Origin of the sequence: Microbacterium oxydans, assembly GCF_026559675.1 — a bacterium.
GTDB lineage: Bacteria > Actinomycetota > Actinomycetes > Actinomycetales > Microbacteriaceae > Microbacterium > Microbacterium oxydans_D.
The window spans coordinates 788,533-814,071 of the sequence record NZ_CP092891.1 but is presented as its reverse complement, the minus strand read 5'-3'; the positions used below and the strand labels follow the sequence as shown (position 1 = coordinate 814,071).

The 25,539-nt window shown below is 70.2% G+C and carries 23 protein-coding genes; 9 read left to right on the top strand and 14 right to left on the bottom strand.

Features of this window, described 5'->3' with window-relative positions; genetic code table 11:
• Position 1: 1 nt before the first annotated feature.
• Positions 2-3,472 (bottom strand): TM0106 family RecB-like putative nuclease, encoded by a 3,471-nt coding sequence (locus MME74_RS03830; protein ID WP_267417377.1) that lies wholly within the window; start codon positions 3,470-3,472, stop codon positions 2-4.
• An 83-nt stretch (positions 3,473-3,555) separates the two neighbouring features.
• Positions 3,556-4,374, bottom strand: coding sequence for an ammonia-dependent NAD(+) synthetase (gene nadE / locus MME74_RS03825; protein ID WP_267417376.1), 819 nt, complete (start codon positions 4,372-4,374; stop codon positions 3,556-3,558).
• Positions 4,375-4,480: 106 nt separating this feature from the next.
• Here nadE and MME74_RS03820 point away from each other — a divergent pair, with 106 nt between their 5' ends.
• A complete protein-coding gene (locus tag MME74_RS03820; RefSeq protein ID WP_267417375.1) occupies positions 4,481-5,038 on the top strand; it encodes a nucleoside phosphorylase in 558 nt (185 codons plus the stop codon).
• 30 nt (positions 5,039-5,068) lie between these two features.
• Here MME74_RS03820 and MME74_RS03815 read toward each other — a convergent pair whose 3' ends face one another.
• The 5 genes from MME74_RS03815 to MME74_RS03795 form a co-directional block, all read right to left on the bottom strand.
• Positions 5,069-8,062: an AAA family ATPase gene (locus MME74_RS03815; protein WP_267417374.1), complete on the bottom strand. Its 2,994-nt coding sequence runs from the start codon at positions 8,060-8,062 to the stop codon at positions 5,069-5,071.
• Positions 8,063-9,232 (bottom strand): exonuclease SbcCD subunit D, encoded by a 1,170-nt coding sequence (locus tag MME74_RS03810; RefSeq protein ID WP_267417373.1) that lies wholly within the window; start codon positions 9,230-9,232, stop codon positions 8,063-8,065.
• Positions 9,233-9,326: 94 nt separating this feature from the next.
• Complete coding sequence (locus MME74_RS03805) at positions 9,327-10,775, bottom strand: MFS transporter (protein WP_267417372.1); 1,449 nt, start codon at positions 10,773-10,775, stop codon at positions 9,327-9,329.
• A 311-nt stretch (positions 10,776-11,086) separates the two neighbouring features.
• Complete coding sequence (locus MME74_RS03800; RefSeq protein WP_267417371.1) at positions 11,087-11,569, bottom strand: DIP1984 family protein; 483 nt, start codon at positions 11,567-11,569, stop codon at positions 11,087-11,089.
• Positions 11,570-11,621: 52 nt separating this feature from the next.
• A complete protein-coding gene (locus MME74_RS03795) occupies positions 11,622-11,930 on the bottom strand; it encodes a GNAT family N-acetyltransferase (protein WP_267417370.1) in 309 nt (102 codons plus the stop codon).
• 332 nt (positions 11,931-12,262) lie between these two features.
• Here MME74_RS03795 and MME74_RS03790 point away from each other — a divergent pair, with 332 nt between their 5' ends.
• From MME74_RS03790 to MME74_RS03780, 3 genes are read left to right on the top strand one after another with little or no spacing between them, the layout of a single operon-like run.
• Complete coding sequence (locus MME74_RS03790) at positions 12,263-12,970, top strand: winged helix-turn-helix domain-containing protein (protein WP_267417369.1); 708 nt, start codon at positions 12,263-12,265, stop codon at positions 12,968-12,970.
• A gap of 43 nt (positions 12,971-13,013) precedes the next feature.
• Entirely contained in the window at positions 13,014-13,973 is a 960-nt protein-coding gene (locus tag MME74_RS03785; protein WP_267417368.1) for a DNA-3-methyladenine glycosylase family protein, read from the top strand.
• A gap of 22 nt (positions 13,974-13,995) precedes the next feature.
• A complete protein-coding gene (locus MME74_RS03780) occupies positions 13,996-14,193 on the top strand; it encodes a hypothetical protein (protein WP_267417367.1) in 198 nt (65 codons plus the stop codon).
• Between the two features lie 18 nt (positions 14,194-14,211).
• On the opposite strand, the gene MME74_RS03775 is transcribed toward MME74_RS03780, so the two are convergent.
• The 4 genes from MME74_RS03775 to MME74_RS03760 all read right to left on the bottom strand — a co-directional run bounded on the left by MME74_RS03775 (position 14,212) and on the right by MME74_RS03760 (position 18,043).
• On the bottom strand, positions 14,212-14,967 hold the full coding sequence (locus tag MME74_RS03775) for an ABC transporter ATP-binding protein (RefSeq protein ID WP_267417366.1): 756 nt from the start codon (positions 14,965-14,967) through the stop codon (positions 14,212-14,214).
• On the bottom strand, positions 14,964-15,992 hold the full coding sequence (locus MME74_RS03770) for an iron chelate uptake ABC transporter family permease subunit (RefSeq protein WP_267417365.1): 1,029 nt from the start codon (positions 15,990-15,992) through the stop codon (positions 14,964-14,966). Before MME74_RS03770 ends, MME74_RS03775 begins: the two co-directional genes overlap by 4 nt.
• A gap of 7 nt (positions 15,993-15,999) precedes the next feature.
• A complete protein-coding gene (locus MME74_RS03765; protein ID WP_267417364.1) occupies positions 16,000-16,986 on the bottom strand; it encodes an ABC transporter permease in 987 nt (328 codons plus the stop codon).
• 73 nt (positions 16,987-17,059) lie between these two features.
• On the bottom strand, positions 17,060-18,043 hold the full coding sequence (locus MME74_RS03760; protein WP_267417362.1) for a siderophore ABC transporter substrate-binding protein: 984 nt from the start codon (positions 18,041-18,043) through the stop codon (positions 17,060-17,062).
• A gap of 100 nt (positions 18,044-18,143) precedes the next feature.
• Here MME74_RS03760 and MME74_RS03755 point away from each other — a divergent pair, with 100 nt between their 5' ends.
• The 5 genes from MME74_RS03755 (at position 18,144) to MME74_RS03735 (ending at position 21,794) form a co-directional block, all read left to right on the top strand.
• Positions 18,144-18,911: a siderophore-interacting protein gene (locus tag MME74_RS03755; protein WP_267417361.1), complete on the top strand. Its 768-nt coding sequence runs from the start codon at positions 18,144-18,146 to the stop codon at positions 18,909-18,911.
• An 83-nt stretch (positions 18,912-18,994) separates the two neighbouring features.
• The gene (locus MME74_RS03750) at positions 18,995-19,381 is read left to right on the top strand and encodes an MmcQ/YjbR family DNA-binding protein (RefSeq protein WP_267417360.1); all 387 of its coding nucleotides are present in this window, start codon (positions 18,995-18,997) and stop codon (positions 19,379-19,381) included.
• Positions 19,382-19,413: 32 nt separating this feature from the next.
• On the top strand, positions 19,414-19,818 hold the full coding sequence (locus MME74_RS03745; protein WP_267417359.1) for a VOC family protein: 405 nt from the start codon (positions 19,414-19,416) through the stop codon (positions 19,816-19,818).
• A 275-nt stretch (positions 19,819-20,093) separates the two neighbouring features.
• The gene (locus tag MME74_RS03740) at positions 20,094-21,263 is read left to right on the top strand and encodes an RtcB family protein (protein ID WP_267417358.1); all 1,170 of its coding nucleotides are present in this window, start codon (positions 20,094-20,096) and stop codon (positions 21,261-21,263) included.
• A gap of 207 nt (positions 21,264-21,470) precedes the next feature.
• Positions 21,471-21,794 carry a hypothetical protein gene (locus tag MME74_RS03735; RefSeq protein ID WP_267417357.1) on the top strand — a complete coding sequence of 108 codons (324 nt, stop codon included), beginning with the start codon at positions 21,471-21,473 and terminating at the stop codon, positions 21,792-21,794.
• Positions 21,795-21,821: 27 nt separating this feature from the next.
• On the opposite strand, the gene MME74_RS03730 is transcribed toward MME74_RS03735, so the two are convergent.
• Genes MME74_RS03730 through MME74_RS03720 form a run of 3 tightly spaced genes read right to left on the bottom strand, consistent with a single transcriptional unit; the run spans position 21,822 to position 25,533 of the window.
• The gene (locus MME74_RS03730; protein ID WP_267417356.1) at positions 21,822-23,282 is read right to left on the bottom strand and encodes an MFS transporter; all 1,461 of its coding nucleotides are present in this window, start codon (positions 23,280-23,282) and stop codon (positions 21,822-21,824) included.
• Positions 23,283-23,337: 55 nt separating this feature from the next.
• Positions 23,338-24,678: a M20/M25/M40 family metallo-hydrolase gene (locus MME74_RS03725; RefSeq protein ID WP_267417355.1), complete on the bottom strand. Its 1,341-nt coding sequence runs from the start codon at positions 24,676-24,678 to the stop codon at positions 23,338-23,340.
• A gap of 33 nt (positions 24,679-24,711) precedes the next feature.
• The gene (locus MME74_RS03720; protein ID WP_267417354.1) at positions 24,712-25,533 is read right to left on the bottom strand and encodes a MerR family transcriptional regulator; all 822 of its coding nucleotides are present in this window, start codon (positions 25,531-25,533) and stop codon (positions 24,712-24,714) included.
• Positions 25,534-25,539 lie beyond the last annotated feature (6 nt).

Sequence of the window (25,539 nt, the reverse complement as noted above, 5' to 3'; positions counted from 1 at the left end):
GTCAGTCCGCCGCCCCCACGAGGCGGGCGAACGCGCTGAGCCGGGCGACGCCCTCCGGCGTGTACGGCAGATCGTCGAGCAGCGCCGGCGAGTGGATCAGATACGCCACGACCTGCGCGCGCGATATCGCCACGTTCAGACGATTCTGCAGCAGCAGGAACTCCGGACCACGCGGCGCGTCCCGCCCGCTGGATGCGGCGAGTGAGGTGATCGAGACGACGGCCTCCTTGCCCTGGAAGTTGTCGACCGTTCCGACGGGGACATCCGGGAAGCCGGCGTCTGAGAGCGCGTCGAGGATCAGCTGCCGCTGCGCGTTGTAGGGCGCCACCACGATGATGTCGGCCTGTCCGAGCGGACGGGACGAGGCGGCCGGATCGTTGTCGGTGAAGGTGCGTCCGAGCAGATCGCGGACGAGACGCACGACCTCGGCCGCCTCCTCCGGCGACTGGGTGGCGTTGCCGCGATGGCGGAGCGGCACGACATGCAGGCCGGGATCGATGCCCTCCAGCGATCGGAGCTCGGTGCCGGGTGCTGACGCGAGCTGTCCGGCGTAGGCGAGTTTCGACACCGGGGCGGCCACGGACGGGTGCATCCGCCACGACCGCGCCAGGAAATACCCGTACTCGGGCCGCACGACGGGATCGCCGTCCATCACCCAGCCGAGAGCCGAGGTGTCCACCGGCTCGGGATGGGCGCCCTGACTCACCTGCGGAAGCTGCTGCGGATCGCCGAGGAGAAGGAGCCGCTTCGCACCGGCCGCGACGGCGATGGTCGAGGCGAGCGAGAACTGCCCGGCCTCGTCGATCACGAGGAGGTCGAGTCCGGCGCGTTCGACGCGCTGGGTGTTGCTGAAGTCCCAGGCCGTGCCGCCGACCACCGCCCCCTCGCCCGCGTGCTCGCCGAGGAAGGACGCCATGCCGCTCTTCGGGATCACCGTGTAGGGCGGGTCCGCGTGAGGATCCTTCGGGGCCTTCGCCACCTGCGACGGTGCGACCCCGTCGGCGACGACCCGCGCCAGGAGCGTCTCGATGATCGCGTGCGACTGCGCGACGACACCGACCTTGAACCCGTGCTCGTTCACCAGGCGCGCGATCACCCGCGACCCCGTGTAGGTCTTGCCGGTTCCCGGAGGGCCCTGCACCGCGAGGTAGCTGCGGTCGAGGTCGAGGATGCCGCGCACGATCGCGTCGATGGTGTCGTCGCCGGAGGCGGGCAGCGCGCTCCCCGACACCGTGCGCGGGGGGATGCGGCGGAGGATGTCGGTCGCCGCGTCTTCCGGGAAGCCGGGGGCCGCCGCGTGGACGGCGTCGGCCCATTCGTCGATGGCGCCCTGCAGCGAGACCACGCGCGGGGGCGCGGCCGGGGTGAGGGCGAGCGGGAGCTCATCCCACGTCTGCCCCTGCACGGCCGACTCGGTGACGAGGTAGCCGTCGTCGAGGACCTCGGCCACGGTGACCGTGTGGGGCACATGGACCGCCCTCGACGGCACCTCGGTGTCGAACGGTGCCGGCACCTCGTAGAGCGCGAACGGCTGCGCGCCGACGCCGAGCGTCGTCCCCGGGGACACCTCGCCGCGGATCTCGACGTCGCGGGACATGACCCGGCGCCCCTCCCCGACGCTCCAGTCGCGGCGCACGACCGAGGACGGACGATCGACCCGCACGACGTCGCGCGTGCCGTCCCACATCGTCACCGGCTCGCGCAGCCGCTGGAAGTGCGACACCCAGAAGCTCTTCGCCTCGCGAGGGAAGTAGTCGATGGCGGCGGCGGCGATCCGGTGCACGAGCCCGTCGCCGCCGGACTCGACGGCACGCTCGGCGTCGGCGAGCAACGCGACCGACCGCGGCGACGGCTCGTAGATGACCTCGTCGGCGTCGTCGGGCGGCGCGGGGGTCACGCCCTTCTGCCGGGCGATGTCGATGAGCCAGTTGCGCAGCCGCCGCGTCGACACGCAGTCGTAGCGGTTGTAGTCGGCGAGGTCGGCCAGGACGGCGTCGGCCTCGGCCTGCTCCCCCGCCGCCGCGAGCTCGCGGGCGGCGACGTACTGCACGATCGAGTCATCGCCCTTCTGCACGTCGCTGGTGCGGACGTCGTCGCCCATGTAGAGCGGCTCGAGCTTCTTGATCGAATACGAGCGCGACCCGACGCGCACCGTCCGCAGGACCAGCGGGTACAGGTCGACGAACACGCCTTCCCGCAGCAGCCGGTCGACCTCGCCTTCGCGCACGCCGTACCGCGCCGCCATCGCCACGAGGTGCGACGTCTCATACGGCGCGTAGTGGTAGATGTGCATGCCGGGGTGCGCGGCTCTGCGCAGGTTCACGAAGTCGAGGAAGGTCTCCAGCGCCCGCTTCTCGTCGGCGAAGGTGTGTGCCCACAGCTCCGAGTACTGGTCGGCGTTGTCGACCCATCCGAAGAGGTAGTCGATCCCCCAGTGCGCCTCGCCGTCGGCGGCGGGCTCGGTGTAGAGCGGGTCGCCCTCGAAGTCGAAGAAGATGTCGCCGTGGCTGGGGAGCGGGAGCGTGTGGATCGCCTGGGCGTAGTGCACGTCGTAGGTCGGCGCGCCCTCCGCATCGGCACGGAGCTGCAGCCGCGCCTGGGCACGCAGGTTCTCGAAGGTGTCGGTGTTCATCCCCTCCGGCGCCTCGGAGGCCGCAGCCAGCGCATCGATCGTCTCGATGCCCGAAGCACGCAGACGCGCACGCTGCACGGGGCGCATCCTCGCGACCATCAGCAGGTCGCGGTGCGCCAGCACCTGCTCCTCGCATGTCGCGCAGCGACCGCAGGCCACGACCTGCAGGTCGCCCCGATCATCGCCCCAGGCGAGCGGCGCGCCGGTCGACCCCTCGGCGATGCGCCGGTCGGCGATGAGCGCGCGCAGTCGCGCTCTCCGCACCTGGAAGAGCGGCAGGAGGTCGTCCACGGCGTGCGTGCTGAGCGTGCCGTCGCCCAGGATCAGGTCGACCTCGTCGGAGCGCGGGATGCCGAGCCGGTCGAGCTGATCGACATATGCCGCGAGCTGCATGAGCGCGGTCACACGAGCCTTGCGCGCGAGCTTCGAGTCCTGCACCCGCCAGCGCCCGTCGTCGTCCTTGCGCAGGAAGTCGGCGAAGCCGACGAACTCCTCGGTCGCGAACGCCGCCTGGAAGACCACGAGCGCGTCGGAGCGCAGTGCCGCCACGGTCTCGTCGACGGCTGCGGCAAGGGCCTCGGCGTCGACCGAGGAGACCTTCTCGATGCGATGCACCTCCGCGTCGCCGAGGTCGTGGATGTAGCGGGCGAGCACGTTCTGCTCGTGCACATCGCCGAGCTCGGCGGCGCGCTTGAGGGTCGCGTCCTCCGGTTCCTCGACCGCGGGGACGCGCCCCAGCTTCGCGTCGATCGCCCGACACCACGCGAACTCGCACTCGGCGGCCGCCTTGAGGTCGCTCGCGCTCCAGATGACGCGCTGCGCCTGAGTGTCGATCCGCACGATGCTCCCGTTCTGTCGGATGCTTCGACACTATCCGCGGCATCCGACACGGGCGAAAGCGACGCTCCTCAGGGGCCGTGGGGTCAGCGCCACCAGGAGTCGTCGGGGGTCACCGGGAGGTGCCGCTTGTGCTGCGTCGCGAGGTAGCGCGCCTCGATGCGCCCGGCCACCTCGGGGTCGACGGGCCGCCCCTCGAGGAAGTCGTCGATCTGCTCGTAGGTGAGGCCCAGCTCGTCCTCGTCGGCGCGGCCGGGCTGGCCGTCCAGGAGGTCGGCCGTCGGCACCTTGAACGCCAATCGATCCGGAGCGTCGAGGAATTTCAGCAGCGCACGGCCCTGCCGCTTGCTGAGCCCGGACAGCGGGAGGATGTCGGCCGCGCCGTCGCCGAACTTCGTGTAGAAGCCGGTCACCGCCTCGGCGGCGTGATCGGTGCCGATCACGAGGAGTCCGTCGTGGCCGGCCAGGGCGTACTGCGTGACCATGCGCACGCGGGCCTTGATGTTGCCTCGGTTGAAGTCGCTGATGTCGCTCGTGACCGCGAACTCGATGTCCTCTTCGACCCCGTCGACGCCGTTCTGGATGTTGACCTCGACCGACGCATCCGGGGCGATGAACTCCAGCGCCGCCTCGGCGTCCGCGGCATCGTGCTGCACGCGGTAGGGCAGCCGCACAGCGAGGAACTTCGCCTCGCCACCCTCGGCGCGGACCCGCTCGACTGCGAGCTGCGCCAGACGTCCGGCGAGGGTCGAGTCCTGTCCGCCGGAGATGCCGAGCACGAAACCCTTCGCGCCGGTCGCGCGCAGGTAGTCGGCGAGGAACCCGACCCGGCGCTCGACCTCGGCCTCGGGTTCGACCTCGGGATTGACGCCGAGGTCCTCAGAGATCTGCTGCTGCAACGACATGTCATCCTCCGTCTTGTCCTCGAATCAGTATCGCCCCTCCGTGTTACGGGCGGGTGACGCCGCGGCGCGTGCGATCCTGTCAGGTCGGACCTGAGAGAATGGGGCAGTGAAACTCCTCCTCGCTGCTCTCGCCTCCGAACTGTCCGCCTTCCCCCAGGAGCTCGAGGGCTTCGACCGTCTCGTGAGCGGTCCGGGCAAGCTGCAGGCGACGTTCGCCCTCACCCGTGCGCTCGACGCCAAGGTCTACGACGAGATCGTGGTGGTCGGCACCGCCGGGGCGATCGACCCCGAGCTCGAGGCCACGGTCCACGAGGTCGGCACCGCTTTCCAGCACGACGTCACCGACCTCGACGGCGTCGCCGGCCAGCACGTCTCGCTGCCGGCGCGGGTCTCGACCGGGCGCGAGGGCGTGCTGATCGCGACCGGCGACCACTTCGTGGAGGACGCCGAGGTCACCGCCGTGATCCGTCCCTCCGGTGCCGCGCTGGTCGACATGGAGACCTACGCCTACATCTGGGTCGCCGAGCAGTTCGGTGTGCCGATCCGTGTGTTCCGGGCCGTGTCCGATCAGGCGGAGGACGGCGCGCTCACGGACTGGCGCGAGGCCGTCGCCCGCTGCAGCGTGCAGCTGCGGGACTTCATCCGCGACGAGTACGGGGTCTGAGCAGCGGCGCTCGGCGCTGTGCTCCGCGCGTCAGCGGGCCTCGATCAGACTCGGCCCGTTGGGCAGCGCGCGCACCGTGAGCTGAGCGGGGATCTGCTCCTGCATGGCCTCGACGTGGCTGATCACCCCGACCGTCCGGCCGCCCTGCCGCAGCTCGTCGAGTGTGCGCATCGCGACGTCGAGCGTGTCGCCGTCGAGAGAGCCGAACCCCTCGTCGATGAAGAGCGTGTCGAGGCGGATGCCCCCGGCTCGCGCCGTCACGACCTCGGCGAGGCCGAGCGCGAGGGCGAGCGACGTGAGGAAGGTCTCACCGCCCGACAGTGACTGCGGCGGGCGGGTCTGCCCGGTGAAGGCGTCGGAGACCACGATGCCGAGGCCGGAGGCCGCACCGCGGGCGGCGAGGGCGTCGGAGTGCTGCAGCTGGTAGCGCCCCGTCGACATGTCGTGCAGCCGGCGGTTCGCCGCCTCGACGATCTCCTCGAGCTCGGCGGCGAGGACGAAGGTCTCCAGCGTCATCTTCCGGGTGTTCGCACCGCGCCCGGCGATCGTGTCGGCGAGGTTCTGCAGCACCTCGAACTCCGTGGCCTCGGCGGCGGTTCGTGCATGCTCCGTCGCGGCCGATTCGATCAGATCGCCGAGCCGCTCGGCGACGCTCGCGGCGCGGGCGGCCTCGTCGACAGCGGCCGTCCAGACCGCGCGGGCGGCGGCCGCTGCTTCCTCCACCGGGGCGAGGTCGATCGGCTCCTCGGGAAGCGTGCGCAGCTCGAGGTCGAACAGGATGGCGCGTTCTTTCTCCCGCTGCCCCGCGTGCTGGACGATCCGCGCGTCGAGCGCGTCCTGCGCTGCGCTCGAACGCAGCGCCTCCTCGGCGGCCGACGCGTCGTCGAACGCGGAGTCGGCGAGCGCCGCGTCCTGCTCGGCCTCCGCCGCGGCGAGAACCTGCGCGCGACGGGTGCGCTCCGCGATCGCCTCGGCGAGGGTGCGCGCCGCGGCGATCTTCTCGGCCGTATCGGCGAGGCGGGCGGCGACGGTGTCGAAGCCGCCGCGGGCCTCGGCGATCAGCTCGCGTGCCTCCGTGCTCCGCTGCCGCATCAGGGCGTGCTGCTCCCGCGCCTCCGCGAGGGCCGCAGCGTCATCCGCCTTCTGCGTCTCCAGCCGTTCGACGCGGGCGGCGAGTTCGCCCAGCCGTGCGTCGAGGGTCTTCAGCTGTTCCGCCGCAGCGAGACTGCCTGCGCGCGCTGCAGTGCTCTCGGCGAGCTCCTGCTCGGCCCGTTCGACGCTCCGTCCGTCCGCGCGGGCGGTGGCTGCCGCGAGTTCCGCGAGCAGGTTCGCGGACACCGTGGCGAGTTCACGCTCCCGCTGTGCCGCGGCGTCGCGGACGGCTTCGGCATCGGCGATGTCGTCCGAGGAGACCGGATCGACGTGCGTGGCGGGACTCGGATGCTCGAGAGCACCGCAGACGGGGCACGGGTGCTCCGGGCGCAGGGTCGAGGCCAGTTCGCCGGCCATGCCGTCGGTCCGCCGCTGCCGCAGCTGGGCGAGCGCCGTCTGCGCGGCGGCGTGGGCGGCGGTGGCCTCGGTGAGATCGCGGTCGGCGGCCGCCTGGGCGACGCGCAGCCGCTCTTCCTCGCGTGCCGCCGCGTGCCGGGCCGCTGCCGCATCTGCAGCCGCCCGGAGGTCGTCCGCACGGTCCGCGATGCGCCGTGTCTCGTCGCGCTCCGCCGTCAGGTCGGCCGCCGCGGCAGGGAGCGACGACCGCTCCGCCTCTCCGGCGTCGACGCGCGCGGTCGCGGCCACGACCGCCTGTTCCGCGGACTGCAGAGCGACATCGAGCGCCGGCGCCTGCTCCTCGAGCTCGCGCGCCCGCTCCCAGGAACCGCTCTCCCTGGTGCGCTCGGCCGCCCAGGTCTCGAGGTCGCCGTCGACCGGGATCCCCCGGGCCTCCCAGCCCTCGCGCGCCCGCTGCTCGTCCGCGGATGCGTCGGCGAGCGCGGTGCGAGCACGTGTGGCGGCGGCGATCGTCGACCGCAGGGCCTCGGCCGCCCGAGCAGCCGCGAGCTCGGCTCTCGCCGCATCGATCAGCGGGGTCTCCGCGTCGAGCCGCTCGAGCGCGGCGCGGGCGCGGTCGCGTTCGTGCTGGGCGCGCTGCTCCTCACGCGTCGCGGACAGCTGCGTGTCCGCCGCCGCCGACCGCTTCTCCGCATCGGCCTGTTCCGAGCCACGGCGTTCCGCGCGATAGTCGGCGCGTGCCTTCGCCCGCCGGAGTTCCTCGAGTCTTTCGTCGACCGGGAGCGGAGCCGATGGAGCCTCCGCCGGCGGCTCGATGTCGCCCTCCGCGTCGCCGGACAGCCCGCCGGCGGTCACGAGACGTTCGGCTTCCTCGACGCGGGCGTGGACCGTCGCGAGTCGGGCACCGAGGGCCTGCTCCGCCGCGCGGCGACGTTCGTCGAACCGCGCCTGCACGTCTTCGAAGCGCTGCGTGCCGAACAGCCGCCGCAGCAGCGCCTGGCGATCCTTGCTCCCCGCGAGCAGGAACTCCGAGAACCGGTTCTGCGCGAGGAGGATCACCTGGAGGAACTGCTCGCGGCTGAGCTGCAGGATCTCGTCGAGCTCGTTGCCGACGTCGACGGCCCGCGCGGCGCGACCGACCCACCCGCCATCCGTCCACTCGTCGAGCGCCACGGCGGACGCCTGCTTCGTCATGCCGCCGCCGCGCTTGGCGGGGCGGAGGTACTCGGGCGAACGGGTCACACGGAACCGCCCGGCCGGCGTGCTGAACTCCACGACCACCTCGGACGGGTCGTCCGGTTCGCAGTGGTCGCTGCGGAGGCGCTTCTCGCCGCCGTCGTAACGCGGCACCCCGCCGTAGAGGCCGAAGCACACCGCGTCGAGGATGCTCGACTTGCCGGCACCGGTGCGACCGGCGATGAGGAAGATGCCGTCGTCGGCGAAGGCGTCGAAGTCGACGATCTGCCGCGAGCGGAACGGGCCGAACCCCTCGACCTCCAGGCGATGGAGACGCATCTAGACGAGGGCCTCTGCCCGCACCCGGTCGTCGAGGACGGCGCGGATCAGCTCGCCCTCCGCCTCGGTCGGACCGTGCCCCGCGCGCACATGCTCGAGGAAGGCCTCGATGCGGTCGGCGTCGGTGACCGCGGTGCGCAGCCGCTGCGCATAGGACCGCTCGTCGGCTTCGGCCACGACGGTGGGCTGATGCTGCACCATGGCGCAGTAGGGGTAGCTCTCGCGCAGGCGTCGCATCGGCTCGGTCTGCGGGACCGCATCGGTGTAGACGGCGCACACCCAGTCCCCCGCATGCTCGGCGACCAGGTCGGGCGACAGCAGCTCGTCGAGCGCTCCCGTGAGCGTGACGAGACGGCGCGGCACCGGCAGCTCCAGCCACTCGACCGCGGCGAGCCCCTCGGCGCCGATGTCGACGAGCCAGGATCCCCGCGGCTTGTGCTGCTCGCCGAAGCTGTAGTGCAGCGGGGCGCCCGCATAGCGGACGCGGTCGCTGAGCTGCTGCCGGCCGTGGATGTGGCCGAGCGCCACGTAGTCGGGCCCGTCGAACACACTCAGCGGAACGACGTCGAGACCGCCCTGGCGGACCTCGCGCTCGAGTCCGGCCGTCGCGTCGACACCGGCCGCGAAGCAGTGCGCGATCGCGACGGAGCGCCCCTCGTGCTCCTGCATGCCCGTGCGGACGAGATCCATCGCGTGGGCCATGGTCTGTGCCTGCGTGCGCAGCTGGCGCCCCTCGCTGTCGCCCTCCGGCCAGTGCTGACGGACGATCGCGGGCTCGAGGTAGGGGATGCCGAAGAAATGCACCGGTCCGTGCGCGTCGGCGATGGTCACGGGCACGCCGACCGCGAGCGGGTCGGTAAGCACGTGGATGCCCTCGCGCAGCAGCCGGGCCTGGAAGCCGAGCCGGGCGGCGGAATCGTGGTTGCCGCTCGTCACGATGACCCGGGCGCCGGTCTCGTGCAACGCCACCAGGGCGTCGCCGAGGAGTGTGTAGGCGGCACCGGACGGAGTCGCGGAGTCGAACACATCGCCCGCCACGATCACGACATCGACCGCGTTCTCACGAACCTGCACGGTGAGCGCCCCGAGCACCTCGGCCAGCGCGTCCATGGTCGAGTTGCCATGGAACGTCCGGCCGATGTGCCAGTCGGAGGTGTGCAGGATTCGCATACTCACACGGTACGAACGACCTCCGACATTCCGTCCGAGGCGTGCCGCGGCAGTCGCTCCTGGGCTGAGGATCGCGACCGCCGCGGCCGGTGGATCAGTGCCCGGCGACGACGACAGGGGCGTTCTGCGAGGGAAGCAGCTCCTCCTTCGTGCCGCGCACCATGGCCGTCGCGATGACCGAGGCCGCGAGCATGAGGATCGCGGCGACGAGGAAGATCCAGCCGTAGGCGTCGGTGAGCTGATGCGGAGAGACCTCACCCTGCGCGCGGCCGCCGACCGACGCCGCGTAGACCGCCGTGAACACCGACAGACCGATCGATCCGCCGATCTGCATCGCCGAGTTCGCGACGGCCGACGCCACCCCCGCGTCGTACGGGGCGACGCCGGACAGCGCGAGGTTCTGCAGCGGGATAAAGATGAACCCCATGCCGATGCCGAGCAGCACCAGCCCCGGCGCGATCTGCACGAGATAGGCGCCGTCTGGAGTGATGCCGGAGAGCAGGAACAGGCCGACCGCGGCCACCACGGGCCCGACGATCAGCTGCGGCCGCGGACCGATCACGGGAAGCAGCTTGGTAGCCACCGGGGCGAGCGCCATCGTCGCGAGCGGCAACGGCAGACTAGCGAGACCGGCCTGCAGCGCCCCCATCCCCAGCACGAACTGCAGGTGGAACGTCAGGTAGACCGTCGCGCCGATCATGATCGCGCCGGCGACGCCCTGGATGAGGAAAGCTCCTCCCCGCACCCGGTCGGCCACCACGCGAAGGGGCAGCAGCGGCTGCGCGACCCAACTCTCCACCCACACGAAGATCCCGAGGAGCGCGAGCCCGATGGCGAGGAAGGCGATGGTCAGCGGCTCGCCCCATCCGTTCTCGGCGAGGCTGAAGCCGTAGACGAGTGCACCGAGGCCGAGGGTCACGAAGAGCGCTCCCCAGACGTCGTAGCGGTTGTCACCCTCCGCCCTGCTCTCGGTCAGGAAGAGAGCGCCGCCGACCACCCCGACCACCACGAAGAACAGGTTGACCAGCAGGCACCAGCGCCAGTCGGCGAATTCGGTGAGCACCCCGCCGAGGAGGAGTCCGACGGCCGCTCCGGTTCCGGCGACGGTTCCGAAGACGGCGAACGCCGTGTTCCGCTCGCGCCCCGAGGGGAACGTCACGGTGAGCAGGGCGAGGGCGGCGGGCGCGAGCAGTGCGGCGAAGGCGCCCTGCAGTCCGCGGGCGAGGATCAGCTCCCACCCCTGCTGTGCGAGACCGCCGTACAGCGATGCCGCACCGAAGCCGACCATGCCGACCAGGAAGATGCGCTTGCGTCCGACGTAGTCGGCGATCCGGCCGCCGAGCAGCAGGAGCGCGCCGAACGCCAGCGCATAGGCGGTGACGACCCACTGACGCTGCCCGTCGCTGAGGCCGAGGGCCGCCTGGGCACGGGGCAGCGCGATGTTCACGATCGTCCCGTCGAGGACGACGACCAACTGAGTGAGGGAGATGACGATGAGCGCCCACCACCGGGAACGGGGACGGGCACGCAGGGAAGACGACATGGAAAAACCTCCGGTGTCTGATGAGGATGCCGGAGGTTTCGAGCCTCGGATCAGCGCGCCCGCTGGGCGCCTGACCACCTCAGCCAACGGGGCTGAGCAGAACTCCATTCTATCGCATGGTGTTCGAGGAGGAAGCGGAAGGTCCCCTGACCCACCCTCGCCACGACGATCGGCACGTGGTGATGCGAGATGCTCTGTGCACCATCACCTGTGCGGCGTGCGGGGCTGCGCGATGCGATATCAGGGCTGCCCTCCGCCCACAGGTGCCGGACTTGCCCCGCCGGCTGAGGGTTGTGCCCGCTTCGTCGCGACTACCGACTTCCGCTCTCCTCCTCGAGGTCGTTCGACCAGTTCGCCTGCTGGATGCGGTTGTCGAGTTCGCGCAGCTCCTGCGCGACGGCATCCGCCCTGGATCGCAGCTGCGCGACCGGAAGCGCCGAGATCTGCCGGAGCTCCGACCGCATCTGGCGCAGGTACTGGTCGCCGGCGCCGGATGCCGCTGCCGCGGAATCGGTCAGCACCGAGTGCCGCAGGCGCAGCACATCGCGGGCCGCCAGCGCATCGGTCATGGTGCCGTCCGCACCGAGGTCGAGGCGCGCATTGGTGGCGTTGATGCGTCGGATGAGTTCGCGGAGCTCGGTCAGAGCGGCGTCGACCTCGACGATGAGCGCCGCGGCGTCCTCCGCCGGCTCCTCCCCCTCCTGGTACCGGGCGTTCGCGACGATGCGCGCACGCAGCTGCTCGATGCGGCGCTGCAGATCGGCGCGTGCGGTGAGGGCCTCGGCGAGTTTCATGCCCTCATCCTGGCAGGAACCGGGCGTAACAGTGCGTCATACGACGAGGAAGTCATCGAGTCCGCAGCAGCCCGGCATGCTCCGGGTGTGCGGAGAACCAGTCGGCGACGTACCAGCACACGGCGTCGACCTTGCGATCACCGCGTTCCTCGATCTCCGCCACCGCCCCCTCCACGACCTTCCCGGCATAGCCCTTGCCCCGGAAAGTCGGGACCGTGAAGGCCCTGGTGAGCGCGATCGTGTGACCGTCGTCGCGATAGTCGAGCACGCTCACGAGCTTGCCGTCGCGCATGAGCGTGTAGCGCGAGGCATCCTTCTCATCGGTCAGGATGAAGCCGTCGACAGTGTGCGAGATCGTCATTCGATCCACGTTACGCCCGCCCATGGACGCCCGGGCGTTTTGACATGAGGGGTCATGGTCGGACATAATCCCCCCATGACCACCAACGCAAGCCCTTTGTCCGCCCAGGAGGCGAACAGGACTGCCGGGATGATGATGCCCGGTCGCGTTGGCATGTGTTGCCGAATGTGTCGCTGAACGAACAGCCACCCCGCCTGACCTGACTCCTCGCCATCTGCGAGGTCAGAGTCTCCGAGCATCCACCCTTGCTCGCTTCCCGGCTCCGCCGGTCATTCATGCAACGCATCAGAGCCCCGCTCGATTCGGGCTCACGTCCTGAGGACTTCATCATCATGTCGAACACCGCACTTCTCGAGCGTCCCGCCACCACCGCCGCGATCCGCACGCAGTCCGAAGCCGCCGCTCCGCTGCCCACGTCGGGAGCCGACCTCCCCGCCGTCCGCTCCCCCCGCGGCTTCGCCCTGTACGTCGGCCTCGACGAGATCAAGGCCGCCGAAGCCGGCGTGAGCCTCCCGCTCCTCGTCGACGCCCTGCGCCGCACGCTCGCCGAGCTCGCCCCCGGCGCCGAGACCCACGCCACGGTCGCCCTCGCCCCGCACGGCTCGGGAGGCCGCGATCTCGACGTCGTCCGCCTCGCCCTGCAGGAGCCCGGTGCCATCGCGCGCACCAAGGCCGCCGCCGAGGAGGACACGGTCGACGAGGAGCGCGGCGTCACCGTCGACATCTCCCGCAAGCGCGTCCTGATCGACGGCGAGTCCGCCGCGTTCACGTACAAGGAGTTCGAGCTGCTGCAGTACCTCGTGCTCCGCGAGGGCCGCACGATCGAGCGCAGCGAACTGGTCTCCGCGCTCTGGCAGGCGCAGGACGACGAGACGCCCGGTGAGCGCACGATCGACGTGCACGTGCGTCGCCTGCGCGCCAAGCTCGGCCGCTACGAGGACATCGTCCGCACGGTGCGCGGCATCGGCTACCGCTTCGACCGTCACGCCGACGTCGTGATCCGCTACGGTCACGGCACCCCCTCGCCCGACCGCTTCTGAGCGCCCGCGGGTCCGTGTCAGGACCTGCGCGTAGGGTGGGCGCATGACCCTGACCGCGCACTCCGCACCGGCCGATGCCGCGTCCGCGGATGTCCGTCGGGACACGGTCTACCGCCCTCCGCACGACCTCGATCTCCGCCGGACCGTCGGCATGCTCCGACGCGGAGGCAGCGATCCGACGACCGTGATCGACGGACCCGCGATCTGGCGCGCCGTGCGCACGCCCGCCGGCCCCTCCACCCTCGTGCTGCGCGCCGTGGGCGATGAGGTCAGAGCCAGCGCCTGGGGCCCCGGAGCCGGCCACGCCCTCGACCTCGTGCCCGCACTCTGCGGCGCCCACGACGACGCCACGGACTTCGACGCGTCGCAGCATCCGCTCATCGCCGAGTCCGCCCGCCGCCATCCCGGCCTCCGCCTCACCCGCACCGACGAGGTGTTCGACGCGCTCGCGTGCGCGATCATCGAGCAGAAGGTCACCGGCATGCAGGCCTTCGGCGCGTGGCGTTGGCTCGTCTCCCGATTCGGCGAACGCGCGCCCGGCCCGACGCCACGACCGATGTTCGCCGCGCCCTCCGCCGCGCAGTGGCACCGCATCCCGTCCTGGGCGTGGCACCGCGCCGGCGTCGAGCCGCCGCAATCGCGCACCCTGGTCCGCGCCGCCGAACGCGGCGATCGCATCGCCCGGGCCGTCCGCGCCGCTGCGACCGGTACCGACCGCGACCGCATCCTCACGAGCCTTCCCGGCGTGGGGGTCTGGACGTCGGCCGAGACCCGGATCCGCGCGCTCGGCGATCCGGATGCGGTGAGCGTCGGCGACTACCACCTCGCGCACGAAGTGGGTCATGCCCTGACCGGGAAGCGCACGGACGACGACGGCATGCTCGAGCTCCTCGCGCCGTGGGCGGGTCAGCGTCAGCGGGTGATCCGCCTCATCTTCGCCACCGGCATCCAGGAGCCGCGCCGCGGCCCTCGCCTCGCGCCGGAAGACCATCGCGACCGCTGAGCGGTCCCTCTAAGCTGAGGCCATGTCCCGTACCGCGCTGCGCATCTCCATCACCGTCGGCCTGCTGATCGTCGGCGTCGTGCTCGGGCTGATCTTCCAGAACGTCTGGCTCGGCGTGCTGCTCGCCGCGATCGTGTGGCTGGGCTGGTTCCTCGGCTACGAGTCGCGCCGCGGCAACAACGCCGGCGTCAACGACGAGGACCACGGCATCGAACTCTGACCGGCCCACGCGGAACGCTCAGTAGTACACGGCGAGGGGTCCCGACGGGCCGTCGACCACGCGCACCGGGGTGTCGAAGACGCGCGTGAGCACCTCGTCGGTCATGATCTCGGCGGGCGGGCCGAACTCCACGACCGCGCCGTCCTTCATGGCGCAGATGTGGTCGGCGTAATGCCCGGCGAAGTTGATGTCGTGCAGCACGATGACGATCGTGCGTCCGAGCTCCTCGGCCGCACGCCGCAGGTGCTTCATCATCTGCACGGCGTGCCGCATGTCGAGGTTGTTCAGGGGCTCATCGAGCAGCACGAACTCGGTGTCCTGCGCGAGGACCATCGCGACGTACGCCCGCTGACGCTGCCCGCCGGAGAGCTCATCCAGGTAGCGGCCCTCCAGCGCGCCGAGGTCGAGGAAGTCGATCGCCTGGCTGATGATCTCCTCGTCGCCGCGGTTCAGCCTGCCCTTCGAGTGCGGGAAGCGCCCGAAGCCGACGAGCTGACGCACGGTCAGCCGCGTGACGAAGTGGTTCTCCTGGCGCAGGATCGACACGACCTTCGCCAGGTCCTTCGACTTGGTCGAGGCCACGTCGAGTCCGGCGATCTCGATCGCACCGGCATCCATGCCGCTCAGGCGTCCGATCATGGTGAGCAGCGTCGACTTGCCCGCGCCGTTCGGGCCGATGAGGGCGGTGATGCCGCCCGTGGGGATCTCGAGATCGACGGGGCCGATCGCGACCTCGCTGCTGTAGTCCCGGCGGACGCCGTCGAGTGCGATCACAGCCTGCCCTTTCTGAGGATGACGATGAGGAACACGGTGCCGCCGACCAGCTCGATCAGGATCGACACCATGCCCTGCGCGTAGAAGATGTTCTTCATCACGAAGTACGCCCCGGCCAGGATCGTGAAGGCCGTGAGCACCGCGACGGGGAAGATCAGCCGATGGTCGTGCGTGTCGGAGAACTGATACGCGAGCGTCGCGACCAGGAAGCCGAGGAACGTCATCGGTCCGACCAGCGCGGTCGACGTCGCCATCAGCACCGCGACGAGGAACAGCACGATGAACAGCTCGCGCCGATGGTCGACGCCGAGCGAGCGCGCGGCATCCGGGCCCAGGGCCATGAGGTTGAGCCGGCGAGATCGGAGCCACAGCAGCGCGGACGCCGCGACCACCAGCGGGATCGCCAGCGGCAGGTACGAGGCGTCGGCGTTCGACACGTTGCCGAACAGCCGGGCGGCGAGCACGTCGAACTCGCTGGGGGTGAGCAGACGCTGCATGAACGTGGAGATCGCCCCGAGTCCTCCCCCGATCACGATGCCCACCAGGAGCATGATCTGCAGGTTGCCGTAGCGTCCTGACAGCAGCCATCCGTACAGGGCCACGGCGAGGCCGACCATGATCGCCACCTGGATCGCGAACTGGCCGATGCCCTGGATCGCCACGATGCCGGCCACCCCGAACAGATACACGGTCGAGGTCTGCACGACGCGGTACAGCGATTCGAAGCCCATGATCGACGGCGTGATGATGCGGTTGTTGGTGACGGTCTGGAAGCTCACCGTGGCGACGGCCTGGGCGACGGCGACGAGCGCCATCACCGTGACGTCGGTCGCGCGGTGCTGAGCGATGCGCCAGAACCCGGTGGATCCCGGCGGCATCGGGTTGCCCCAGGCGAGCAGCCCGAAGCCGGAACCCGCGGCGAGGACGAGGAGGACGCCGAGGACGATCAGATAGCGCCGTCGCGCGCGCGGGGTCGTGAATGCGCCCGCCGACCGCGCCGGGCCGGCCGTCGCCATCCGACTCATCGCGCCGCTACCCACGGCGACGCTGCCTGAGCAGGAGGAGCACGAACACGACGGCACCGACGACGCCGAGGATCAGCGACACCGGCACCTCGAACGGCATGATGATCGTGCGTCCGATGATGTCGCACACCGTGACGATCGCGATGCCGAGCAGGCACACCCACGGGAGGTTGCTGCGCAGATCGTCGCCGCGCACCATCGAGACGATGTTCGGCACGATCAGCCCCAGGAAGGGCAGGTTGCCGACGACCACCGTGACGACGCCGGTGGTGACCGCGATCAGCACGGTGCCCAGCAGGATGATCCGGTTGTAGTTCACGCCGACGTTCGTCGCGATCTCCTCGCCGAGACCGGCGATGGTCAGGCGGTCGGCGACGATGAAGATGATCACTCCGATGATCGCGACGATCCAGAGCATCTCGTACTGACCGCGCATCACCGAGGTGAAGCTGCCTGCGAACCAGACGCCGATGATCTGCAGCGAGTTGGTGGCCAGCGCGAGGTACGTCGACAGGGCGCCGACCACGGCGCCGAGCATGATGCCGACGATCGGGACGATGAGGGAGGACTTGAGGGCGACGCGACGGAGGAACGCGAAGAACACCATCGTGCCGACGAACGCCGCGAGCACCGCGCCGGCCATGCGCAGCGGCAGCGACGGCTGCGGCACGAGGATCATCACCATCAGGAGCCCGAGCCCCGCCCACTCGGTCGTCCCGGTGGTGGTCGGCTCGACGAAGCGGTTCTGAGTGAGCAGCTGCATCACGAGACCCGCCATCGCCATCGAGGCACCGGCGAGCACGAGCGCGATCGTGCGGGGGACGCGTGTGATCTGGAACATCTGGGCGCCGTCTTCCGCGCCCGTGACGTCGTACACACCGGTGAAGAGGGAGAGGACCAGGAGCGCGGCGACGACGAGCACGCCGATGAGCAGCTTCACGTCGAAGAGCCGCCCGGCGGAGCGGGGCGGCCGGATGATGTCGGTGGAGATCATGATGACGGCCCGGCCGTCGAGCGGGCGAACGGACGTCTCGTCCGGCTCCGCTCCCTCGACGACCGAGCGCGGGTCACTTCTCGAGAGCGTCCGCGAGGTCGTTCAGGAACGTCGTGTACGTCTGGATGCCCTCGTTCAGGTAGGTGTCGGTGGGCATGTAGACGATCTGCTTCTCCTTGACCGCGGTGACGCCGGTCAGGGCCTCGGAGCTCTCGAGGATCTCGGCCGCCTGCACGTAGTCGGGGGTGTCCGCGGCGAACACGGCGTCGCGGTCGAGCACGAGGATCCAGTCGGGGTTCGACGCGGCGATCGCCTCGACGGAGATCTCATCACCCTGGTGGTCATCGCTCGCGTCCTCCACCTCGAGCGCGGGGGTGAGGCCGAGGATGTCGTAGATCGGTCCGAGCGAGCGACCGACGGTCGGGGCGAGGTAGCCGATCTCTCCGCCGGACGTGTTCACGGCCATGACGGTGTCGGCGTCGTCGTACGCGGCCTTGGCGCGCTCGACCGCGGCGTCGAAGTCGCTCACGAGCTTCTCGGCCTCGTCCTGCTTGCCGAAGATCTCGCCGAGGACGGTGACCTGGCGCTTGAGCTCCTCATCGAAGGGCTCGCCCTCGCGCGGCTCGAGGTCGATGATCGTGGCGTCGGGCACGAGGTCGGCGATGGCCGCGTTGTGCTGCGTGAAGCGCTGACCGCTGATGATCAGGTCGGGCTCGACCGCGACGACGGCTTCGAGGTTGGGCTCGCTGTGCAGTCCGATGTCGACGATGCCGTCGTCCTTCACATACGACACGGTCTCGGGCATCAGCGCGACGGCGCCGGCGGAGAGCTCGACGCCCCAGTCGGAGAGCGTCTGGAACGTGCGGTTGTCGAGGGCGACGACGGACTTCGGAGGGGTCGCGACCTCGTGCGTGCCGGTGTTGTCCTCGATCGTGACGGATGCCGCGGAGGATTCGGTCTTCTCGGGTTCGGCGGTGCCGCCGGAGGCGCAGCCGGCGAGGGCGAGGAGGCCGACGAGCGCGGCGCTCGTGGCGGTGAGGGTCCTGGGCACGGACATGGAGAGACTCCTGTTCTGCGGGATCGGTGCGCACACATGGGCGCCGGAAGGACGAGGTTAGGGTCACCTTCCCTCGTCATATTTAGGTTAGCCTTACTTCATGAGCGATACGAAATCCGGCTTCTCGATCGAGCGTCGCGGCCTCGAGCTGCGCTTCCGCAACGTGACCCTGAGCGCCCGTGAATGGCTGGCACCGGACTTCGTGCGCGTGCGCCTGACCGGCTCCGACCTCGCAGGCTTCGACTCCCTCGGCTCCGACGACCACATGCGCCTGTTCTTCCCCGCCGGCCCCACCGACTCCGTCGACGAGCTTCGCGCCTCGCCGAGCCGGGAGTACACGCCGCTCGCGTGGGGCGAGGACTGGCTCGACGTCGAGTTCGCGGTGCACGGCGATCAGGGCGTCGCCGCCCCCTGGGCCGCGACCGCGCCACTCGGCTCCATGATCGGCGTCGGCGGCCCTCGCGGGTCGGCGGTGCTGACCGGCGAGCCCGACTCCTGGCTGCTGGTCGGCGACGAGACCGCGATCCCCGCGATCCGCCGCTTCGCCGCGCTGATTCCCGAGGGCACCCCCGCGCGCATCGTGATCGAGACGGTCAACGAGGGCCGCGAGATCGACATCGAAGCACCGGTCGACATCGAGTGGCTGCACCGCGGCGAAGCACCCTCCGGCTCCGCCCTCATCGCCTTCCTCGAGACGCTGACCGCCGACGACGTGGTGGGGTCCGATCCGTTCGTCTTCATCGCGGCCGAGCAGTCGATCGTCAAGCCCGGCCGCGCACTGCTCGACCGTTGGGGCGTCGACACCGCGAACGCCGTGGTGAAGGGCTACTGGAAGCGCGGCGAGGCCGAGTACCACGCCCCGCACTAGCGGCTCTGTCCGTGGGGGTGGGTACCGTGGGCGTGGGTACCGTGGTCGCATCACGGTTCTCGCTGTCTCGAGGTTGGAGTGCCATGAAAGGCGACCGTCTGCAACAGTGCGCGCGCGATCGCGCCGAGGAGTTGCCCGGGTCTCGGCTCGAGCATCCCTTCGGCCCCGAATGGGACGTCTTCAAGGTGCGCGACAAGGTCTTCATGCTGCTCACGTCGACCACCGGCGCGGAGATCGTGACCCTCAAGGCGGCGCCCGAAGACGGCGACGCGCTTCGCCGGCAGTTCGATGACATCATCCCCGGCTATCACATGAACAAGAAGCACTGGATCACGCTCCGGCCGGGCGGGAAGCTGCCGCACGATCTCGTCCGCGAGCTGGTGACGGAGTCGTACCTCCTCGTCGTGGAGAACCTCCCCCGGCGGCAACGGCCCGTCGACCCCGCCACATTCGGGCGGATCGCGCCCTGACGTCGTCGACCCTTTCTGGAAGACTGGGCCGCATGGCTCTTCTGGATCATCTGGGCATCACCGTCGACGACCTCGAACGCGGCCGGGCGCAGTTCCACCCGGTCCTCACCGCTCTCGGATACCAGAGCGGAGGCGCGAACGACCATTCGATCTCGTGGCACAACGGCGAGGAGACGGAGATCATCCTCTACACGTGGGATGAAGACTCGACTCCGCATCGTCATGGCCGCATCGGCTGGCAGCACATCGCCTTCGCCGTGCCGACGCGTGAGCAGGTCGAGCACCTCCACGCGGTCGCCGTCGACGCCGGCTGGACCCCCGTCCGCGAACCCAAGGAGTACCCGCGCTATTCGGAGCGCTATTACGCCTCGTTCGTCGAAGACGCGGACGGCATCCGCGTCGAGTTCATGTACAACCCACCGCGGGACACGGCTTGACGCCCGGGCGTGTCGGGCCCTAGTGTGGCAAAGCTGTGCCGACCGGCGCAGCACGCCAGCCGAGGAGTCGACGGATGACCGCCCAGCGGAATCTTCCCATCGCAGCGGTGTTGCAGCTTCAGCCGAAGCGCAATGACCGCTACGAGTCGTATCCTCCGGCACGCGCCGTGTGACAGCACCCGCTCTCGCAACGCCCCGTACCGACAGGTCCGGGGCGTTTTCCGTTGGAGAGGACCCCTGACCTGTGGCTGCACATCACCACAAGGAAAGGAATCATGGAGAGGCTCTCCGCACGGCTGCTGTCGTGGGCGTCCCTGATCGACGAGAAGACGCTCGATCAGGCGCACACCACGGCTCGCATGCCGTTCATCCACCCGCACCTGGCGCTGATGCCGGATGCGCACCTCGGCAAGGGGGCGACGGTCGGCTCGGTCATCCCGACGCTCGGCGCGATCATCCCCGCGGCCGTCGGCGTCGACATCGGCTGCGGCATGATCGCCGTCCGCACGCAGTTCACGAGGGGCGACCTGGACGGGCGCGACCTCGCCGAGCTGCGCGAGCAGATCGAGCGTGCGATCCCGCTCTCGGCCGGACGCTACAACCGCAAGATCGTGGCCACCGCCGAGCCGCGCATCGCCGAGCTCGAGACACTCGCCGAGACGGCCGAGTTCGATCCCGAGAAGTATGCGGGGAACTGGCGCCTGCAGCTGGGCACGCTCGGCTCGGGCAACCACTTCATCGAGGTGTCGGTCGACGAGCTCGACCGGGTGTGGCTGTTCCTGCACTCGGGTTCCCGGGGTGTCGGCAACCGGATCGCCGGACACCACATCTCCGTCGCCCAGAGGCTGGCGAAGCAGTGGTGGATCGAGCTCCCCGACCCCGACCTGGCGTACCTGGTCGAGGGGACTCCGGAGTTCACCCGGTACATCCGGGAGCTCCGCTGGGCACAGCACTTCGCCCTGCTGAACCGGGAGGAGATGATGGACCGCGTCATCCGGCAGGTGTCCGAGTTCCTCGACCGCCCGGTCGATGAGCAGGAGCGCATCAACTGCCACCACAACTTCACCGAGTCGGAGAAGCACTACGGCAGGCAGGTGTGGGTGTCGCGGAAGGGCGCCATCCAGGCCGACGCCGGTCGGCCCGGACTCATCCCCGGCTCGATGGGCACCGCGTCGTACGTGGTGGAGGGACTCGGCGACCGGCAGTCGCTGAACTCCTCCCCGCACGGTGCCGGACGCGAGTACTCGCGGTCGGCGGCCCGGAAGACGTTCACGCACGATCAGCTGCGGGAGGCGATGGAGGGGATCGAGTTCCGTGACACGGATGCGTTCATCGACGAGATCCCGCAGGCGTACAAGCCGATCGACCGGGTGATGGCGGATGCCGCGAGCCTGGTCTCCATCCGGCACACGCTGCGGCAGATCGTCAACGTGAAGGGGGACTGAGAGCGGACCGGGCGGGGGACTCCCCTCCGCCCGGTGCGCGGTGCCGATGTCCGCCGTCTCCTGCGCAACCCGCAGGGAGGGGACTGACAGTTCCTCCACCAACGGGCGGGAGAACACCTTCTCCCCATCTCCTGAGTGACCGATATCCTCGCCTGGCGCGCCCTGGCAAGCTGGCCGGAACGATGCGACGATGAGGATGTGGGATTCATGAACGACGCGCAGATCTGGACCATGATCGGGTCGTTCACCGCGCTGATGTTCGGCATGCTCACCGTCGTCACCACGCTGTTCATCCGGATCCTCCGCAGCGAGATCGGCGGCCTGCGCAGTGAGATGAACGGTCAGCTCGGCGGCCTCCGCAACGAGATGAACGGCCAGATCGGCGGGCTCCGCAACGAGATGAACGGTCAGCTCAGCGGGCTCCGCAACGAGATGAACGCCCGATTCGATGCCGTGAACACGCGCATCGACGGACTCGACCGCGACGTGCAGGCCATCGTGAAGCGCACGTTCGGCCTCGACCGCGACTGAGACCGACGCGACCGACGCGACCGAGGGTCAGACCGCCGGCGCTGCCTCGGTCTCGACGGAGCGGTCGGTGAACGCGGTCTTCGGGACGAACACGAGGATCGCCGCGGCGACGAGCGCGGTCACACCGCAGACGATCCACACCGTGAAGTAACCGGCGAGCGACCCGGCCGTGCCCTCGGTGGTCCCCGCCGTGCTCGCGACGCCGTGCAGCAGCGCGATGCCGAACACGCACGAGGCGATCGCACCGCCGACGGTCTTCACCGAGTTGGTGAGGCCCGTCGCGACGCCGGTCTGCGTCGCCGGAGCTGCGGATGCGGCCGCGGCGGGGAGCGCCGCGACCAGCGCTCCGGAGCCGAGCCCCACCACGACCATGTTCGTGATGACCTGCGCGTACGCGTCGTGGAACGGGAGGAAGAGCAGGAATCCGATGCCGACCAGCACCGAGGCGCCCATCAGCGTGACGCGAGGGGTGACCCGACGTGCGACCGTCGGGAACAGGAGTGCTCCCGCGATCATGGCGATCAGGTAGACGCCGATGATCAGCGAGGTCTGGAAGCCGGTCGTGCCCAGCCCGTAGCCGTAGACCGAGGGGTCGGTGCGGGCGAACGTCGACAGCGGCGCCTGTGCGCCGAGCACGCTCACGCCGAAGAGCCCCGCGGTGAGGAACACCGGGCCGAGTGCGGGCGAGCGGAACATCCGCACGTCGATCAGCGGGTCCTCGGAACGGAGCTCCCACAGCACGAATGGGATCACGAGCAGCACTCCGAAGACGACGACCGCCCAGGACCAGGGGTTGGTCAGTCCGCCCTCGAGGCGGAGCAGGCTGAGGCCACCCGTGAAGCAGATCAGCGCGAGGGAGATCAGCACCAGGCCGACCGTGTCGAACAGGCCGCCCGTGGGCTCCGGCGACTCCTTCACCCCGAACAGGATCACGAAGAAGCACACCACGATGAGCACGGCGGGGACGAGGAGCACGACCGTGAGCGGGAGGACGTCGATGAGGGCGCCGCCGGCCAGGGCGCCGATGATCGCGCCGCCCTCCAGCGCCGCGACGAGGAGCCCTGCTGCCTTGGCCGTGATCGACGAGCGACCCTCCATGCGCCGCGAGCGCGACCAGATCAGGGCGATCTCGAGCGGAAGCCAGACGACGTAGAAGCCCATCAGCGCCCAGGCGGCGAGGAACACCGCGAAGGAGTCGGTGAACGGCAGGACCAGCGCGGCCGCGGCCGTGACGGCGGTCGAGATCAGCAGCATCCGCTTGTGGCCGACCATGTCGCCGAGCTTCGCGAAGGCCGGGACGACCAGCGCCGACAACATCAGCTGCGCGCCCTCGAGCCAGTTGACGTCGGCGTCGTGGATCCCGAGGTTGCGGGCGATGTTGGTGAGCATCGGCGTGTAGTAGCCCTGCAGCACACCACTGGTGAACTCCACGAAGGCGAGGAAGCCGACGACGACGCCGAGGGCGCCCAGGGTGCGGGTGCGCGTCATCGCGTCTCCTGCTTCTGCTTCGGGTCCCCCGGCACATTCCGAGGGGAGGGTGAGATCACCCTAGCCGTTCGAGCAGCGCCCGATGGAATCGCTCCCCGCGCTCCAGGGCGGCGATCTCCACGCTCTCGTCGACGCCGTGGATCGACGCGCGCTGGGCGTTCGACATGTCCAGCGGCGCGAAGCGGTACACGGCGGGCGAGAAGCGGTGGAAGTGCCGCGAATCTGTGGCCGCCATCATCACGTACGGCACGGCGGGGACGCCGGGATGCGAGACCTCGAGCGCCTGGGCCAGCAGGGCGAACGGGGCGTTGTCGGTGGGCGACTCCGGCGACGGCTCGCTGGCCTCGACGACCTCGACCGTCACGAGCGGATCGCGGATGCGCCGACGCACGCGGAACACGGTCTGCTGCGTCGTCTCCCCCAGTGCGATGCGCAGGTTGACCGTGGCGGATGCCTGCGACGGCAGCACGTTCGCCGCTGTGCCGCCGGACTGCATGGTCGGGGCGACGGTCGTGCGCACGAGAGCGGCCGGCTCACCGCCGAGCGCGGCGAAGACCTGCGCGGTCAGCAGGGGCGCGGAGCCGAGCAGCCGCAGCAGGTGGCGCGCCGGTCCCGGCGTCTGCGCGGCCAGCTCCGACAGCATCCGGAGGATCGCCTTCGAGGCGTGGGGACGGAACGTGGTGGGGCCCAGACGATCGACGGCCCTGGCGATGCGCCGGACCGCCGTGAGCGAGGGCGGTGCGGAGGCGTGACCGCCGTCGCCTCGCGTCGACAGCCTGAGCGTCATCACGCCCTTCTCGCCGACGCCGATCATCGCGGCACGGCCCGGGACGAAGGGCAAGGGCGCGTCGACCACGGCACCGCCCTCGTCGACCACCAGCCACGGCACGATGCCGCGTTCGCGCAGGACTCGCGCGATCTCCTCCGCCGCGCGACCGTACGTCTCCTCGTTCCCGCCGAAGGAGAGGTAGACATCGCGGGGCGGGACGAACCCGTCGGCGAGCAGGTTCTCGACCGCTTCGAGGACCACGATCAGCGGGCCTTTGTCGTCCAGTGCGCCACGGCCGTAGACCGAGCCGTCGGCGATCACGCCCGCGAACGGCGGATGCGTCCAGGCGTCGCTCTCGTCGACCGGGACGACGTCGTAGTGCGCCATCAGGACGACGGGTCCCCCCGCGGCGGCACCGCTCCCCGCCCAGTGGAACAGGAGTCCGAAGTCGGTGTGCCGTTCGAGTCGCAGTCTCTCGTGCACCAGCGGGTAGAGCTCGGCGATCAGCGCCACGAACTCCTCGAACGGACCCGAGCCGCGTTCGTCGAGCTCGGCCGAGACCGTCGGGATGCGGATCATCTGCGAAAGCCGCTCGGCGATGCCGGGGCGCACGGTCGATGTGGTCACAGTCGCCATCGTACCGAGCACCCCGTGCCCCGCTCAGGCGTACGGCCAGGCCACGGTCATCCGCGCCGGACGCGTCTCGTCCCACGGGAGCACGTTCCAGACCTCGCGCGGCGGGCCCACCCGCGTCGCTCCCTGTTCGTCGATCCACTCGCAGCCGCGATCGTAGGCGGCGAGGATCGCGGGGAACGCGGTGTCCTCGCCCTCCACGGTGACCTCGACCATGGCTCCGCCGCTCAGCCGCTGGCTGCGGATGCCGGCGGGGGTCTCCGCGATGATGCGGTCGACGGGGAGGCACACCTCGATCGGACCGTCGCTCTCGGGCGTGATCGGGGCGTGGAAGATGCCGAACGGGTCGGCGGAGACGGCGAGGCCGCGCGCGACGGCGAGCGCACTCAGCTCCTCGTACGCCGCTCGCAGCCGCCGGTCGAGCTCGTCCACGAAGGTGGTCACGAGCATGCTCAGCACGGGCTGCTCCGGTCGGACGGTGGAGGTGAGGGACTTCGTGTTCATCGGTGATCCTTCGAAATGGCCGCGCGCCTGGTCGAGGAGCGTGGCGGTCGACGCCGCGGCCGTCCGGACCTGATCCTGGAACGCGTCGAGGGCGGCGAGCGCGGAGCCGTCGGGCATCGCGAGCACCTCCTGGATCGCGTCGAGGCTCATGCCCGCCGTCCGCAGCAGGGAGATGAGCCGTCCCCTGCTCGCCTGCTCGACCCGATAGAAGCGGTACCCGTTGTGCGGGTCGACCGCTTCCGGCACCAGAAGCCCGCGCTTCTCATAGAGGCGCAGGGCCTTCGGCGAGAGCAGCGCGGCTTCGGAGAACGGACCGATGCTGAGGAGGTCGGTGGAGTGGCTCACGCGTTC

What these genes read in the sequence shown, in the direction of transcription:
- MME74_RS03755 (WP_267417361.1), top strand. Translation starts at nt 18,144, where the DNA reads ATGAGCGATACGAAATCCGGCTTCTCGATCGAGCGTCGCGGCCTCGAG.
- MME74_RS03760 (WP_267417362.1), bottom strand. Translation starts at nt 18,043, where the DNA reads ATGTCCGTGCCCAGGACCCTCACCGCCACGAGCGCCGCGCTCGTCGGC.
- MME74_RS03735 (WP_267417357.1), top strand. Translation starts at nt 21,471, where the DNA reads ATGAACGACGCGCAGATCTGGACCATGATCGGGTCGTTCACCGCGCTG.
- MME74_RS03730 (WP_267417356.1), bottom strand. Translation starts at nt 23,282, where the DNA reads ATGACGCGCACCCGCACCCTGGGCGCCCTCGGCGTCGTCGTCGGCTTC.
- MME74_RS03750 (WP_267417360.1), top strand. Translation starts at nt 18,995, where the DNA reads ATGAAAGGCGACCGTCTGCAACAGTGCGCGCGCGATCGCGCCGAGGAG.
- MME74_RS03790 (WP_267417369.1), top strand. Translation starts at nt 12,263, where the DNA reads ATGTCGAACACCGCACTTCTCGAGCGTCCCGCCACCACCGCCGCGATC.
- MME74_RS03810 (WP_267417373.1), bottom strand. Translation starts at nt 9,232, where the DNA reads ATGCGAATCCTGCACACCTCCGACTGGCACATCGGCCGGACGTTCCAT.
- MME74_RS03765 (WP_267417364.1), bottom strand. Translation starts at nt 16,986, where the DNA reads ATGATCTCCACCGACATCATCCGGCCGCCCCGCTCCGCCGGGCGGCTC.
- MME74_RS03805 (WP_267417372.1), bottom strand. Translation starts at nt 10,775, where the DNA reads ATGTCGTCTTCCCTGCGTGCCCGTCCCCGTTCCCGGTGGTGGGCGCTC.
- MME74_RS03780 (WP_267417367.1), top strand. Translation starts at nt 13,996, where the DNA reads ATGTCCCGTACCGCGCTGCGCATCTCCATCACCGTCGGCCTGCTGATC.
- MME74_RS03785 (WP_267417368.1), top strand. Translation starts at nt 13,014, where the DNA reads ATGACCCTGACCGCGCACTCCGCACCGGCCGATGCCGCGTCCGCGGAT.
- MME74_RS03745 (WP_267417359.1), top strand. Translation starts at nt 19,414, where the DNA reads ATGGCTCTTCTGGATCATCTGGGCATCACCGTCGACGACCTCGAACGC.
- MME74_RS03740 (WP_267417358.1), top strand. Translation starts at nt 20,094, where the DNA reads ATGGAGAGGCTCTCCGCACGGCTGCTGTCGTGGGCGTCCCTGATCGAC.
- MME74_RS03770 (WP_267417365.1), bottom strand. Translation starts at nt 15,992, where the DNA reads ATGAGTCGGATGGCGACGGCCGGCCCGGCGCGGTCGGCGGGCGCATTC.
- MME74_RS03795 (WP_267417370.1), bottom strand. Translation starts at nt 11,930, where the DNA reads ATGACGATCTCGCACACTGTCGACGGCTTCATCCTGACCGATGAGAAG.
- nadE (WP_267417376.1), bottom strand. Translation starts at nt 4,374, where the DNA reads ATGTCGTTGCAGCAGCAGATCTCTGAGGACCTCGGCGTCAATCCCGAG.
- MME74_RS03815 (WP_267417374.1), bottom strand. Translation starts at nt 8,062, where the DNA reads ATGCGTCTCCATCGCCTGGAGGTCGAGGGGTTCGGCCCGTTCCGCTCG.
- MME74_RS03800 (WP_267417371.1), bottom strand. Translation starts at nt 11,569, where the DNA reads ATGAAACTCGCCGAGGCCCTCACCGCACGCGCCGATCTGCAGCGCCGC.